This is a genomic window from Streptomyces sp. MJM8645, assembly GCF_001625365.1.
Classification (GTDB): Bacteria; Actinomycetota; Actinomycetes; order Streptomycetales; family Streptomycetaceae; genus Kitasatospora.
In genome coordinates this window covers 396,927-409,476 of the sequence record NZ_LJJF01000001.1, presented here as the reverse complement: position 1 = coordinate 409,476, position 12,550 = coordinate 396,927, and the positions used below count along the sequence as shown (strand labels likewise).

Genomic DNA, 12,550 nt, shown 5'->3' with positions numbered 1-12,550 from the left:
CCAACACCCTGCCCTGGCGCGGTATTCGCGGCCGTAGTGTTCCAGTTATGTCACCGAAGAGCCGCATACCTGCCCCGGACGCGGGCGACACCTGGGTGCCGCGCCCGCGGCGCCGTGAGACCCCGATCGGATTCCTGGGTCACACGGTCACGTTCCTCGGCTGCTGCACTCTCGGCGGTGTCCTGCTGGCCGGCCTCATCCTTCCCGCGGCGGGCGCCGTCGGGCTCGGGGCCAAGAGCAGCGCCGAGGGCTTCGAGAGCATCCCCGACGACTTCAAGGCGCCGGCGCTGACGCAGGCCACACAGGTCTTCGACGCCAAGGGCGGCCTGATCGCCAAGGTCTACGAGCGGGACCGCACGGTGATACCCGCCGAACAGATGTCACCGCTGATGCGCCAGGCGCAGGTGGACATCGAGGACGCCCGCTTCTACGAGCACGGCGCCGTCGACCTCAAGGGCATCCTGCGGGCGATCACCAAGAACGCGGAGAGCGGCGCCGCCGTCCAGGGCGCGTCGACGCTGACCCAGCAGTACGTGAAGAACGTCAACGTGGAGAAGGCCGGCGACGACCCGGTGGCCGTCCTGGAGGCGCAGCGCAAGACGCTCGGCCGCAAGATCCAGGAACTCCGGTACGCCATCAAGCTGGAGGAGGACCTGACGAAAGATCAGATCCTCACCAACTACCTGAACATCACCTTCTACGGCCATCAGGCGTACGGCATACAGGCGGCCGCCCAGCGCTACTTCAGCAAGGACGCGAAGGACCTCGCCCTCCCCGAGGCGGCCATGCTCGCCGGGCTGGTGCAGAACCCGTCCCAGTACGACCCGAAGCTGCACCCGGTGGCCGCGCAGAAGCGCCGGGACACCGTCATCGACAAGATGGTCGAGAACAAGCACATCACCGCGGACCAGGCCAAGGAGGCGAAGGCCGCCCCGCTGGGCCTGAAGTACCGGGACCCGCAGAACGGTTGCATCACCGCCCAGGCCGGCATGGGCTTCTTCTGCGACTACGTGCGCCACGTGGTCAAGCAGGACCCGGTGTTCGGCAAGAGCGCCGCCGACCGCAAGAAGCTGTGGGACACCGGCGGCCTCAACATCTACACCACGCTGGACCCGGAGAAGCAGGCCGCCGCCCAGAACGCCGTCTCCGAGCAGGTGTACGTCACCGACCCGGTCTCGGCGGCGATGACGATGGTCGAGCCCGGCACCGGCAAGATCCTGGCGATGGCGCAGACCCGCCCCTACGGTCTGGCGAAGGAGAAGAACCAGACCGTCGTCAACTACAACGTGGACGCGGCGATGGGCGGCGGCATCGGCTTCCAGCCCGGCTCCAACTTCAAGCCGATCGTGGCCGCCGCCGCCCTGGAGGCCGGCCTGCCGCCCACCCAGCGGTACGACTCGCCCAACCGCATGGACTGGCCGACGATGAGGACCTGCGACGGCACCTGGAAGAACCTGAGCAAGGGCAAGAAGGAGGGCAGCATCCCGAACGAGAGCGCGCGCGAGGTCGGCCCGTACGAGCTCAAGGAGGCGATGGCCCTCTCGGTGAACACCTACTTCGTGCAGATGGAGCAGGAGATCGGCCTCTGCGCGGTCAAGCAGATGGCCAACAAGCTGGGCGTCACCGGCAAGGCCAGCGGTGACCCGTTGCAGGAGCTGCCCGCCCTCGGCCTCGGCACCCAGGAGGTGAGCCCGTTGACGATGGCGAACGTGTACGCGAGCTTCGCCGCCCGCGGCACCTACTGCGCGCCGCTGGCGATCAACAAGATCTCCACGGTGGACGGCAAGGACGTCCCGGTGAGTCCGGCCAAGTGCACCGAGGCGATGTCCACGGACACCGCCGACGTGATCAACAGCGTGCTGCTCGGCGTGACCGAGAAGGGCACCGCCAAGGACCTCAGGCTGGACGACCGCCGGCAGATCGCGGCCAAGACCGGGACGACGGACGAGAAGAAGTCGGCCTGGTTCACCGGCTACACCGGCAACCTGGCCGGCTCGGTCTGGCTGGGCAGCCCGGGCACCAAGGTGCCGATGAAGAACATCCGGATCGGCGGCCACTACCAGCAGGAGGTCTTCGGCGCGACCGGCCCGGGCCCGATCTGGGAGCAGGCGATGAGCGACGCCGTCCGGAACATGCCGGAGAAGGAGTTCCCGACGGTCTACATCCCGGACCCGCCCAAGCGCGACCCGAACTGCGCCACCCCCAGCGGCTCGCCGACCGGCTCCTGCGGGAGCGGCTCGGGCAAGCAGCGCCCGAGCAGCCCCGGCAACCCGAGCAGCCCCGGCAACGCGAGCACTCCGGGCAACGCGAGTACCCCGGGCAGCACGGGCAACCCGGTCGGCCCGCTCAACCCGAACAGTCCGGTCGGCCGCTCCGCGCCGTCCACGCAGTCCGGGCAGTCCGGGCAGTCCACCCCGCTGGCCCCCGCCGCGCCGGCCGACCCCGGCGACAACCAGGACCAGTGAACCGCCCGGCCCCGCCTGAGTACCCGTACTCAGGCGGGGCCGCGGCCCGGCGGCGGACGATGGGTGCCATGCCGCACAGCATCCTCGGCGTCCCCGCCGTGTTCTGGCCCTCGATCGGCTACCTGGCCGGGTACCTGGTGATCGGGTTCGCCGCCGCCCGCGAACTGCGCGCGGGCACCAGCGCGGCCAATGCGGTCCGGCAGTGGACCGCCGTCGTCTGGACGATGCCCGGCTTCCTGCCGGCGATGGTCGTCAACCCGTTCCCGGACGGCAGTGCGGCCCGCTTCCTGTCCGCCACCGCCGTGGGCGCGGCGGGCAACGCGGCGCTGCTCGCCCTGCTCGCCCACGCGGTGGGGCTGCCGTAGCGCGGACGCTACCGCGCCTCGACCGGCTCGCCGGTGTCCTGGTCCAGGTTGAAGACCCGCCGGTAGGAGTCGGTGACCACGGTGATCTGGTCCCGGCCGGTCCAACTCGCCTCCACCAGCCGGGCGTCGTCCGGTGCCCGGCCGATCTGGGCCAGTGACCAGCGCCGCGCGGACCAGCCCGCGCCGACCTCCAGCAGCACCTGCCAGTCGTCGTTGTCCTTCGGCGCGGTGGCGTACGAGCGGTGCACCACGACCAGCGCCAGCTCCTGGCGGGCCGGGGCGGTCTCCCGGCTGCGCGTCTCGGCCGCCGCGACCTTGTGCGCGGCCAGCACGCCGAGCAGGAACACCACCCCGGCCGTCACCGTGACCGCCCGGGTGGCCGTCCGTACGGCGGTGCGCCGGTCGCCCAGCCAGGCGGCGGCGATCAGCGCGGCCAGCGCCGCGCCGAGCAGCAGCTCGGGCCGGTTGAGCAGGTCGGCGACCAGCATCAGCCCGCCCGAGCGGCTCTCCCACTGCCCCTCGGTGTAGAGCAGCACGGCGGCCGCCCCGCCCGCCAGCAGCAGCCGGACCAGGGTGCGCCTGGCCTTCGGCATCCGGTTCCTCATCGTCCCCCCGTCCGATGCGTCACAGCTCTGCGAGCAGCTTGCGGCCCTCCGGCCAGTCGCCCAGCCCGGAGCCCGAGTTGAGGTGCCCGTACGCGCCCGGCTCGACGTACCGGGCGCCCCACGCGTCGGCGAACAGCCGGGCCCGCTCGGGGCTGACCCACGGGTCGTCGGTGCTGGCGACGACCACGGCCGGGAACGGGAACGGCGCCAGGGCCACCGGGCGGAAGCCGGTCAGCTGCGGGACCTCGGCGGTGTCGATGTCCGCGGGGGCGACCAGCAGCGCGCCGCGCACCGCGGCGGTCCGTCCGGCGGGCGCGGCGGCCACCCAGCGGGCCACCGTGACGCAGCCGAGGCTGTGGGCGACCAGCACCACCGGCCCGTCGGCGGCGGCCCCGGCCACCGCCGCGTCCACCCGGGCGATCCAGTCGCTCTGGTCGGGGTGGTCCCAGTCCGCCTGCTGGACCCGGCGGAAGGCGTCCGGTTCGGCGGCCTCCCAGCGGGTCTGCCAGTGCTCGGGGCCCGAGTCCTGGTAGCCGGGCAGGACGAGGTAGGTGGTGCGGTCCGGCATGGGCTCCTCCGGTGTGCGGTCGTGGCGGGCAGCAGGAGTCTAGGACGCGGGCAGCCGCGGCCCGCAGCCGGGCGGTGACCGGGCGCGCACGGCCCCCGGCGGGCGCGTACGCCCGGTGACGCGCCGCAGTACGCCCGGTGCGCCCTGTTGCCAACGGCGCGGCCGGTGCGGGAGGTTGGTCCGGGCCCGCGGCCGGTGGCCACCGGCCGGGGTCCACGCCGTGTCGGACGCTCGACCATGTGGAGGGATGTCGGCGATGACATCGAAGATCCTGCTCGTCACCGGGGACGCCGCCGAGTCACTGGAGGTGTTCTACCCCTACCAGCGGCTGCGCGAGGAGGGCTACCAGGTCGACATCGCCGCCCCGACCAGGAAGCGACTCCAGTTCGTCGTCCACGACTTCGTCGACGGCTACGACACCTACACCGAGAAGCCCGGCTACACCTGGCCCGCCGACCTCGCCTTCGCCGACGTCGACCCGGCCGACTACGTCGCGCTGGTCATCCCCGGCGGCCGCGCCCCCGAGTACCTGCGCAACGACCCGGACGTGCAGCGGATCGTCCAGCACTTCTTCGCCGGCGACAAGCCGGTCGCGCAGATCTGCCACGGCCCGCTGATCACCGCCGCCGCCGGGGTGCTGTCCGGCCGCCGCAGCTCCGCCTACCCGGCGCTGGCGCCGGACGTGAAGGCGGCGGGCGCCGAATTCGTCGACGGCGAGGCGGTGGTGGACGGTGTGGTCGTCTCGGCCCGCGCCTGGCCCGACCACCCGGCGTGGCTGCGCGCGTTCATCGAGATCCTGCGCACCAAGGCACCGGCCTCCTGACCCGCCCCGGCCCGCCGCGCCCCCGACCCGTCTCGGGGGCGCGACTCCGGGACCCCGTCAGGGTCACGCCCCTCCCCAGGTAGCAGACGTGCTGCCCCGGAGGCTGACGACCGCCCCGCAGTCGCCCTGCCATGGTGTCAAAGACCATGGCAGCGGCGGAGGTTGACCGCCCTGCCAGCCGGACCAGGGAGGACGCCATGACCACCGACCCAGCCGCCACCACCCGGCGCCGCCGACGCGGGCCGGCCCTGCGCGCCGCCGTCGCGGCCCTCGCGGGCGCGGGCCTGATCGCCGCGCTCGCCCCGGCCGCCGCCGCCCAGGACGCGGCCCGCCCGGCGAGTGCCACCGACCGCAGCGCCGACTGGACGGCCCTCGACACCGCCCTCGCCGACCTGACCGCGAAGAATGTCGCCACCTCCTCCCTCGCCGGCGTACGGGAGAACGGCCGGCTCGTCCACCGCGCCGCCGGCGGCATCGCCCGGCTCGGCGCCGACACCCCCGCCGACCCCGCGGGCCGCTTCCGGATCGGCAGCACCACCAAGACCTTCGTGGCCACCGTGCTGCTCCAACTCGTCGGCGAGGGACGACTGGGACTGGACGACCGCCTGGAGAGCCTGCTGCCCGGCGCGGTGCCGAACAGTGCGGACATCACCGTCCGCGAACTCCTCAACCACACCAGCGGTGTCGCCGACTACACCCAGGACCCGGCCTTCAACTCCTACGACCAGAACTGGCTCGACACCGGCCGCTACACGTCCTACAGCCCGCAGGACCAGGTGGACCTCGCCGACAAATACCCGCCCGCCTTCCGCCCCGGCCAGGACTGGCAGTACTCCAACACCAACTACGCCCTGGTCGCGCTGATCATCGAACACCTCACCGGCCACGGCTGGAACGAGGAGGTGGAACGCCGGATCATCCGCCCGCTCGGCCTGACGGGCACCTCGATGCCGCTCTACTCCCCGGCCATCCCCGGCCCGCACGCCCACGCCTACCTCAAGCTCGACAGCGGCCCGGCCGACGTCACCGCGCTCAACCCCTCCATGGCCGGCCCCTCCGGCGCGGGCATCTCCACCACCGCGGACCTGACGACGTTCATCCGCGCCCTGCTCGGCGGCCGGCTGCTGCGCCCCGCCGAACTCGCCGAGATGCAGAAGACCACCGCCCACGGCGGGGGCCAGGCCTACGGGCTCGGCCTCCAGCGGGTGGACACCCCGTGCGGCGCGTTCTGGGGCCACGCCGGCGGGATCCCCGGCTACAGCACGATGATGCTCGGCTCGCTCGACGGGAAGCGCCAGTTCGCCAACAGCACGACCTTCTACGACACGCCGGATCCGGCCGCGGCCCTCGCCGCCTGGCAGCGGGTGGTGAACGCCGGCGTCTGCGGCGGGCAGGGGTAGGGCGTGTGCTGCGGGTCGGACCGCCCCCTACGCTGTCCGGCGACAGGAACGGCCGACCGTCACCAGGAGGACGAGACATGGCAGAGCCGCTGATCGCCGCAGTCGGGGGCAAGGCGCCCACCGTCGACCCGAGCGCCTTCCTCGCACCGAACGCCGTCGTGGTCGGGGACGTGACGATCGGCCCCGGCGCGGGCGTCTGGTACGGGGCGGTGCTGCGCGGCGACGCCGAGTCCATCACCGTGGGCCAGGACAGCAACATCCAGGACAACTGCACCCTGCACGCCGACCCCGGCTTCCCGCTGGTGGTCGGCGAGCGGATCTCGGTCGGGCACAACGCGGTGCTGCACGGCTGCGTGGTCGAGGACGACGCCCTGGTCGGGATGAACGCCACCGTGCTCAACGGCGCCCGGATCGGCGCCGGTTCGCTGGTCGCGGCGGGCGCGGTGGTGCCGCAGGGGATGCGGGTGCCGCCCGGCTCGCTGGTCGCCGGAGTCCCGGCCAAGGTCCGCCGCGAGCTGACCGAGGACGAGAAGGCCGGCATCAAGGCCAACGGCGAGGGCTACCTGCTGCTGGCCGCCGCCCACCGCGAGCTCGAACCCCTGGCGCAGCCCCAGCCCCAGGCCTAATTCTGGACGCCGACCGGAGCCGCCGTGGCCGGAGCCGCCGCGGCCCGCTCGGGTGCGGCGGGCACGGACCGGCGCCGGTCGGCCGCCCAGGCGAGCACCGCGATCAGCGCGCCCGAAGCGGCCAGGACGGCGCCCACCAGGGTCGGCGCCGTCCAGCCGAACCCGGCGTCCAGGGCCAGCCCGCCGAAGTAGGCGCCCTGCGCGTTGGCCAGGTTGAACGCGCCCTGCACCGTCGCCGAGGCCAGCGTCGGCGCGCTGCGCGCCTTCTGCAGGACCAGCGTCTGCACCGCCGGCACGATCGCGAAGCCGAACAGCCCGATCAGCACCACCGTGACGGCGGCCGACCAGCGGGCGTGCGCGGTCACCGCGAACAGCGCCAGGGTGGCGGCCAGCAGCACGAAGGCGGCGCAGACCGTCGGGCGCAGCGCCCGGTCGGCCGCGAACCCGCCGATCACGTTGCCGATCGTCATCCCCACGCCGAACAGTGCCAGCACCAGCGTCACCGAGCCGGTGGCGTACCCGGAGACCTCGGTGAGCAGCGGCGCGATGTAGCTGTAGCAGGCGAAGAAGCCGCCGCAGCCGAACACCACGGTGGCCAGCGCCAGCCACAGCTGCCCGTCCCGGAAGGCCCGCAGCTCGTGCCGCAGCCCGGTCTGGCCGGGGGAGGGCAGCGACGGCACCAGCCGGGCGATGGCGAGCGTCCCGGCGGCGGCGATCAGGACGACCACCAGCATGGTCGCCCGCCAGCCCAGGTGCTGGCCCAGCAGCGTGGCGGCCGGCACGCCGACGATGTTGGCGATGGTCAGGCCGGAGAACATCACGGCCACCGCCCGGGCCCGGCGGTGGGGGGCCACCAGTTCGGCCGCGGCCACCGCGCCGGCCCCGAAGAACGCGCCGTGCGGCAGTCCGGTGATCAGCCGGGCGGCGGCCAGCGTCCAGAAGTCCGGTGCGAGCGCGCACAGCAGGTTGCCGGTGGCGAACAGCCCGGCGAGCGCCACCAGCACCGCCTTGCGCGGCCGGCCGGAGGCCAGCGCGGTGAGCAGCGGGGCGCCGATGACCACGCCCAGTGCGTACGCGGATATCAGCCAGCCGGCCTGCGGGATGGAGACGTGCAGATCGTCGGCGACCTGGGGGAGCAGGCCCATGGCGGCGAATTCGGTGGTGCCGATGGCGAACGCGGTGACGGCCAGCGCGAGCAGCGCGAGAGGCAAGGGGGTGACTCCGGGGTGACGCCCGCGGACGGGGAGGCGCGGCGGGACGGGGGGATTCGTTCGTCCGGCATCCTAATCCGGCCGGATGACGCCGCCGTGAGGTGCGTGTGACGGGAGGGGGTCGCCAGTACGGCGTCCACGCGCGAGACTGGGTGCATGTGCCGCAACATCAAGACGTTGCGCCCGCCGGTGACGCTCGACGCCGACGAGGACGACTTCCGCGCCGCCGCGCTGCAGTACGTCCGCAAGGTGTCCGGGTTCCGCGCCCCGGCGGCGCACAACCGCGAGGCCTTCGACCGGGCCGTGGACGCGGTCGCCGAGGCCACCGCCCGGCTGCTCACCGAGCTGGAGGTCCGCGGCGCGCCCGCCCGGGCCGCCGGGGCCACCGCGTAGGCCGACCGCCGTTCGGCGGGCCCGCCGACCGCGGCCGCGCATCGGGACCAGGAGATCGGGACAATCGGGACAGGAGATGGAGATGACCCCCGCGAACCGTTACGTGCTCACCTTCCCCGGCACCCCCGGCACCCAGGCCCCGCAGGACGTCGTCGTGGTCGTCCGCACCAGCGCGACGGGCCCAGGCGGACACCCGGTGTACGAGGACGCCAGCGGCATCGTCCGTGCCGAGATCAGCAATGCCGGCGAGGTCCGGATGCTCGCCAGCGGCGGCCACCAGTCCCCGCACCTGCCGGTCCACGCCGAGCCGCTGCCCTGACCGCCGTCCTGGCCGTCCGGCATCCGCGGACGATTTCCGCGAACCACCGGGGTGCCGTCCGCCCCTGGGGCAGAATCGGCGGCATGACCACAGCGCGCTGGCAGGGCACCGTCGTCGCCGAGAGCGACGAGACCGTCGTCGTCGAGGGCAACCACTACTTTCCGGTCGAATCCGTCCGGACCGAATTCCTGCGTCCGTCCGACACCACCACCGTCTGCGGCTGGAAGGGCACCGCCGGTTACTACACGCTGGAAGTGGACGGGCGGACCAACCCCGACGCGGCCTGGTACTACGCCGACCCGAAGCCGGAGGCCGAGGAGATCCGCGGCCGGGTGGCGTTCTGGCGCGGGGTCGAGATCACCGGGTAGGGCGTACCCCGGCGGCGGAGGGGGTACCGGACATCCATGGCAGTCTTCCGTAAACCCGGACGTTCCAGGCCTGTCCCCGAGCCCGCCCCGACCCCCGTGCCCGCCCCCGTGCCCGACGCCGGCCTGGCCGGCGAGCTCGCCGAACTGGTCGAGCAGGCCGAGCAGCCCGAGGGCGAGTGGCAGATCGCCGAGTACCGGGCCGGCCGTGGCCGCGGCCGGGCCCTGGTGGCGAACGTGGCCCACCTGCTCGGCCGGGGTGGCCGGGTCGCCGCCAAGGGTGCCGCGTTCGGCGGCCGGGCCCTCACCGAGCAGCTGGTGCAGGCCGCGCCGCGGATCCCCGTGCGCGACCTCGCCACGCTGCGCGCCCAGCACCCCGGCGCGGCCGACCCCGAGGCGCTGGCCGACCTGCTGGTCACCGGCGCGGCCCGGGCCTCCGGCGCGCTCGGCGCCGGCGTGGGCGCGGCGGCGATGCTGCCGGTGCCGCCCGCGATGCCGGTGGAGATCGCGGCCGAGACGCTCGCCGTCGCGGCCGTGGAGATCAAGCTGATCGCCGAACTGCACGAGGTCTACGGCGCCCGGGCGCCGGGCAGTGTCACCCAGCGGGCCGGGGCCTACCTGAGCGCCTGGGCCAACCGCCGGGGGATCGACGCGAAGCTGCTGTCCCGGCCGGCCGGGTTCGCCGCCCTGGCGCTCGGGGCGGAGGTGCGCCAGCAGCTCAGCCGCCGGCTCACCCGCAGCTCGCTGCGCCGCCTGCCGTCGCTCACCCCGCTGCTGGTCGGCGCCGGCATCGGCGCCACCGTCAACCGGCGCGACACCCGCCGGCTGGCCGGCGAGGTCCGCGCGGACCTGCGTGCGCGTCCCCCGGTCGACCGCGCCTACTGGGCCGCCGCGGCGCCGGCGGTGCGGGGCGAGGTCGTCCCGGGGGACTGAGGTTTCTGGTTGGGTCCTGTCCGGCGGGGGGCTCCTGGCTAGAGCCTGTCCGGCGGGGCCGGGGCGGCCGCGCCCCGGCCGGCTTTGACGCCGTTCACCATCGCCTGGTGTATCGCCCGCGCGGTGGTCTCGTCGGCCGCCGGGACGGGGCTGCCGGTCACCGTGTACCAGTCCAGCGCGCCGGAGTACTGGACGGTGAGCCGGGCCTCGCCGTCCACCCAGGTGGTGTGCACGGTGAGGTCGCCGGAGATGGGACCGATCTCGGTGGTGGCGACCCCGCCGGGGCCGCTGATGATCGACTGGGTGGTCCAGGTCGCCCACGACGTGCGCGGGTCGACGGGCGGTCGGGCCTGCCTGCCGTTTTGATCGTGTTCGGTCATGCGCTTATCCTCCCCCGCCGGTGAGCCGCTGTCCGGGCAGCGACACCTGCGGTCGCGAAGACCGCCCGGTCCCACCGGGCGGTCGGGTGCTCACAGCTGTTCAGCGGTCCGGACCGGACTCCTCCAGGGTGGGCTCGCCCTCCGCCTGGGAGGTGTCCTGCGCGTGCAGGTTCTGCATCGAGGTGATGCCCTCTTCGGGATCCGCGGCGCGGACGTCCTCGTCACGGTCCGTGCTCATCTCGGCCCGTTCGCTCATGTCGGTCATGGCGGGCTCCGTCTCCTCGGCCGGTCCGGGCGCGCTCCGAGCCGGGGTGCGGCAGGGCCGGGTCTGTCTCTCACCCCCCAGCCTGCCCCCGCCCCGGCCCCGGGGCCAGCCGAACGGCCTAGGGGCTCTCTTTCGGATCATGCCGGGCGCCAAGATCGACCGGACAGGACCTAGACCCTGTCCGGTCGCCGGCCGGCCCCGCCCTCCGTCCGACGGCCGTCACCAGGTGACGGGCAGCGACCGCATTCCGTAGATGAACGCCTCCGAGCGGAACTTCCGGCCCTCCCCGGTGGCCGCCGGCCGCAGGCCGGGCAGCCGTCGGAACAGGGTGGCCAGGGCGATCTGGAGCTCGGCGCGGGCGAGCGGCTGCCCGAGGCACTGGTGCACGCCGAAGCCGAAGGCCATGTGCCGCCGGGCGTCCCGGTCGAGGTCGAGCTCGTCGGCCGGCCGCAGGTCGGCGCCGCCGAACATCTCCTCGTCCTGGTTGGCGGTGGAGATCAGCGCGATCACGCCCTCCCCGGCCTTGATCACGGTGCCGCCCAGCTCGACGTCCTCCAAGGCGACCCGGGGCAGCCCGTGGTCGACGATGGTCAGGTGGCGCAGCAGTTCCTCGACGGCGCCGGGCAGCGCGGCCGGGTCGGCCAGCCTGGCGATCTGCTCGGGCTGGTCGAGGAGCAGGGCGGTGGAGAGCGAGATCATGTTCGCGGTCGTCTCGTGCCCGGCTATCAGCAGCAGGATGCCGGTCGTGGCGACCTCGTCCGGCGTGAGGTCGTCCCGGACGGCGAGCCGGCTGAGTATGTCGTTGCCCGGCTCCTCCCGCTTGCGGGCGGCCAGGCCACCCAGGTACTCGCGCAGTTCGTCCGAGGCGGCCTGGACCTCCTCGGCCGAGCTGTGCTTGTTGAGCAAGGTCCGGCTGAGGCCCTGGAAGCGGTCCCGGTCCTCGTACGGGACGCCGAGCAGCAGGCAGATCACCAGCGAGGGGACGGGCAGCGCGAAGTCGGCGACCAGGTCGGCCTCGGTCCGGCCGTCGGTCATCCGGTCGAGCGCCTCGTCGACGATCTGCTGGATGCCGGGGCGCATCGCCTCGACCCGCTTGACCAGGAAGTCGCCGGTGACCATCCGGCGCTGCCGGGCGTGCTCGGGGTCGTCGAGCCGCAGGAAGCTCGGGTTGGCGAGGAGGGCCTCCCGGCGGCCGGGCACCAGCATCGGGAACCCCGGGTGGCGGGCGTCCGCGCTGAACCGGCGGTCGGACAGGATGGTGCGGACCTCGGCGTAGCCGGTGGCCAGCCAGCAGGACTCGCCGTCGGGCAGGGCGGCGCGGGTGATGGGCGCCGTCGCGGCGGCCTCGGTGTAGGCGGGCGGCGGGCTGAACGGGCAGCCGGCGTCGCGCGGGGCCGGCATCGGGAAGGTCCGGGCGGTGGGTGTGCTCGTCAAGGTGGGGTCTCCTTGCGTCGCAATGTCCTCGGGTGGGTGGGGTGGCGCCGGGGCCGACGGTTCGCGCGACGGCGGCCGGGAGCGGCGGTCGTCACGGTGGCCGGGGTCGGCGCGGGCAGGGGGCCGTCGGGAGCCGGTGGGGGCGTCAGCCGGCGTCCTCGGCGGAGTCCTCCTCGGTGACGGTGATCGCGCCGCCCGGGCAGAGCTCGGCGGCGAGCCTCAGCACGGCGAACTGCGGGGGCTTGAACTCGGTCTGACGGAGGATCACCAGACTGTCCTGCTCGTCCTGGTCGAAGATCTCCGGAGCGTTCAGGACGCACATCCCGGAGCTGCAGCAGCGGTCCCGGTCGACGCTCACCTTCATGGTCGAGCACCTCTCGCCAGTGCGGCGCCGGGCG

16 protein-coding genes are annotated in these 12,550 nt (G+C 73.8%); 9 read left to right on the top strand and 7 right to left on the bottom strand.

All coding sequences use genetic code 11. The features are described from left to right. Nucleotides 1-47: 47 nt before the first annotated feature. Both A6F73_RS01625 and A6F73_RS01620 read left to right on the top strand, forming a co-directional pair. Nucleotides 48-2,465: a transglycosylase domain-containing protein gene (locus A6F73_RS01625; protein WP_079135348.1), complete on the top strand. Its 2,418-nt coding sequence runs from the start codon at nucleotides 48-50 to the stop codon at nucleotides 2,463-2,465. 68 nt (nucleotides 2,466-2,533) lie between these two features. Further along, nucleotides 2,534-2,830: a hypothetical protein gene (locus A6F73_RS01620; protein ID WP_063346082.1), complete on the top strand. Its 297-nt coding sequence runs from the start codon at nucleotides 2,534-2,536 to the stop codon at nucleotides 2,828-2,830. Nucleotides 2,831-2,838: 8 nt separating this feature from the next. On the opposite strand, the gene A6F73_RS01615 is transcribed toward A6F73_RS01620, so the two are convergent. Then, nucleotides 2,839-3,423, bottom strand: coding sequence for a hypothetical protein (locus tag A6F73_RS01615; RefSeq protein ID WP_063346081.1), 585 nt, complete (start codon nucleotides 3,421-3,423; stop codon nucleotides 2,839-2,841). A 31-nt stretch (nucleotides 3,424-3,454) separates the two neighbouring features. Next, nucleotides 3,455-4,003, bottom strand: a complete 549-nt coding sequence (locus tag A6F73_RS01610) for an alpha/beta fold hydrolase (RefSeq protein WP_063346080.1) — start codon at nucleotides 4,001-4,003, stop codon at nucleotides 3,455-3,457. 256 nt (nucleotides 4,004-4,259) lie between these two features. Here A6F73_RS01610 and A6F73_RS01605 point away from each other — a divergent pair, with 256 nt between their 5' ends. The 3 genes from A6F73_RS01605 (at nucleotide 4,260) to A6F73_RS01595 (ending at nucleotide 6,852) form a co-directional block, all read left to right on the top strand. Beyond that, nucleotides 4,260-4,826 (top strand): DJ-1/PfpI family protein, encoded by a 567-nt coding sequence (locus A6F73_RS01605; protein ID WP_063346079.1) that lies wholly within the window; start codon nucleotides 4,260-4,262, stop codon nucleotides 4,824-4,826. A gap of 197 nt (nucleotides 4,827-5,023) precedes the next feature. Continuing rightward, a complete protein-coding gene (locus tag A6F73_RS01600; protein ID WP_063346078.1) occupies nucleotides 5,024-6,226 on the top strand; it encodes a serine hydrolase domain-containing protein in 1,203 nt (400 codons plus the stop codon). A 77-nt stretch (nucleotides 6,227-6,303) separates the two neighbouring features. Continuing rightward, the gene (locus tag A6F73_RS01595; RefSeq protein WP_063346077.1) at nucleotides 6,304-6,852 is read left to right on the top strand and encodes a gamma carbonic anhydrase family protein; all 549 of its coding nucleotides are present in this window, start codon (nucleotides 6,304-6,306) and stop codon (nucleotides 6,850-6,852) included. Here A6F73_RS01595 and A6F73_RS01590 read toward each other — a convergent pair. Further along, entirely contained in the window at nucleotides 6,849-8,063 is a 1,215-nt protein-coding gene (locus tag A6F73_RS01590) for an MFS transporter (protein WP_063346076.1), read from the bottom strand. The two genes, A6F73_RS01595 and A6F73_RS01590, sit on opposite strands and share 4 nt — an antisense overlap. Before the next feature lie 156 nt (nucleotides 8,064-8,219). On the opposite strand from A6F73_RS01590, the gene A6F73_RS01585 reads away from it, so the two are divergent. From A6F73_RS01585 to A6F73_RS01570, 4 genes are all read left to right on the top strand, one after another. Continuing rightward, entirely contained in the window at nucleotides 8,220-8,456 is a 237-nt protein-coding gene (locus A6F73_RS01585) for a DUF2277 domain-containing protein (protein ID WP_063346075.1), read from the top strand. Nucleotides 8,457-8,538: 82 nt separating this feature from the next. Then, nucleotides 8,539-8,775: a DUF6296 family protein gene (locus A6F73_RS01580; protein ID WP_063350858.1), complete on the top strand. Its 237-nt coding sequence runs from the start codon at nucleotides 8,539-8,541 to the stop codon at nucleotides 8,773-8,775. An 83-nt stretch (nucleotides 8,776-8,858) separates the two neighbouring features. Next, on the top strand, nucleotides 8,859-9,143 hold the full coding sequence (locus A6F73_RS01575) for a DUF427 domain-containing protein (protein ID WP_063346074.1): 285 nt from the start codon (nucleotides 8,859-8,861) through the stop codon (nucleotides 9,141-9,143). A 108-nt stretch (nucleotides 9,144-9,251) separates the two neighbouring features. Next, complete coding sequence (locus tag A6F73_RS01570; RefSeq protein WP_208869036.1) at nucleotides 9,252-10,073, top strand: hypothetical protein; 822 nt, start codon at nucleotides 9,252-9,254, stop codon at nucleotides 10,071-10,073. 38 nt (nucleotides 10,074-10,111) lie between these two features. Here the strand turns inward: A6F73_RS01570 and A6F73_RS01565 are convergent, their stop codons facing one another. From A6F73_RS01565 to A6F73_RS01555, 4 genes are all read right to left on the bottom strand, one after another. Then, nucleotides 10,112-10,453 (bottom strand): hypothetical protein, encoded by a 342-nt coding sequence (locus A6F73_RS01565; protein ID WP_063346072.1) that lies wholly within the window; start codon nucleotides 10,451-10,453, stop codon nucleotides 10,112-10,114. A gap of 100 nt (nucleotides 10,454-10,553) precedes the next feature. Beyond that, nucleotides 10,554-10,718: a hypothetical protein gene (locus A6F73_RS41225; protein WP_159398310.1), complete on the bottom strand. Its 165-nt coding sequence runs from the start codon at nucleotides 10,716-10,718 to the stop codon at nucleotides 10,554-10,556. Between the two features lie 219 nt (nucleotides 10,719-10,937). Next, nucleotides 10,938-12,119: a cytochrome P450 gene (locus A6F73_RS01560; RefSeq protein ID WP_063350857.1), complete on the bottom strand. Its 1,182-nt coding sequence runs from the start codon at nucleotides 12,117-12,119 to the stop codon at nucleotides 10,938-10,940. A gap of 178 nt (nucleotides 12,120-12,297) precedes the next feature. Continuing rightward, on the bottom strand, nucleotides 12,298-12,516 hold the full coding sequence (locus tag A6F73_RS01555) for a ferredoxin (RefSeq protein WP_063346071.1): 219 nt from the start codon (nucleotides 12,514-12,516) through the stop codon (nucleotides 12,298-12,300). Nucleotides 12,517-12,550: the final 34 nt, after the last annotated feature.

Excerpts from the sequence above, each read along its gene's own strand:
- A6F73_RS01600 (WP_063346078.1), top strand. The coding sequence starts at position 5,024 with ATGACCACCGACCCAGCCGCCACCACCCGGCGCCGCCGACGCGGGCCG.
- A6F73_RS01625 (WP_079135348.1), top strand. The coding sequence starts at position 48 with ATGTCACCGAAGAGCCGCATACCTGCCCCGGACGCGGGCGACACCTGG.
- A6F73_RS01605 (WP_063346079.1), top strand. The coding sequence starts at position 4,260 with ATGACATCGAAGATCCTGCTCGTCACCGGGGACGCCGCCGAGTCACTG.
- A6F73_RS01580 (WP_063350858.1), top strand. The coding sequence starts at position 8,539 with ATGACCCCCGCGAACCGTTACGTGCTCACCTTCCCCGGCACCCCCGGC.
- A6F73_RS01555 (WP_063346071.1), bottom strand. The coding sequence starts at position 12,516 with ATGAAGGTGAGCGTCGACCGGGACCGCTGCTGCAGCTCCGGGATGTGC.
- A6F73_RS01610 (WP_063346080.1), bottom strand. The coding sequence starts at position 4,003 with ATGCCGGACCGCACCACCTACCTCGTCCTGCCCGGCTACCAGGACTCG.
- A6F73_RS41225 (WP_159398310.1), bottom strand. The coding sequence starts at position 10,718 with ATGACCGACATGAGCGAACGGGCCGAGATGAGCACGGACCGTGACGAG.
- A6F73_RS01620 (WP_063346082.1), top strand. The coding sequence starts at position 2,534 with ATGCCGCACAGCATCCTCGGCGTCCCCGCCGTGTTCTGGCCCTCGATC.
- A6F73_RS01575 (WP_063346074.1), top strand. The coding sequence starts at position 8,859 with ATGACCACAGCGCGCTGGCAGGGCACCGTCGTCGCCGAGAGCGACGAG.
- A6F73_RS01615 (WP_063346081.1), bottom strand. The coding sequence starts at position 3,423 with ATGCCGAAGGCCAGGCGCACCCTGGTCCGGCTGCTGCTGGCGGGCGGG.
- A6F73_RS01595 (WP_063346077.1), top strand. The coding sequence starts at position 6,304 with ATGGCAGAGCCGCTGATCGCCGCAGTCGGGGGCAAGGCGCCCACCGTC.
- A6F73_RS01585 (WP_063346075.1), top strand. The coding sequence starts at position 8,220 with ATGTGCCGCAACATCAAGACGTTGCGCCCGCCGGTGACGCTCGACGCC.
- A6F73_RS01565 (WP_063346072.1), bottom strand. The coding sequence starts at position 10,453 with ATGACCGAACACGATCAAAACGGCAGGCAGGCCCGACCGCCCGTCGAC.
- A6F73_RS01560 (WP_063350857.1), bottom strand. The coding sequence starts at position 12,119 with ATGCCGGCCCCGCGCGACGCCGGCTGCCCGTTCAGCCCGCCGCCCGCC.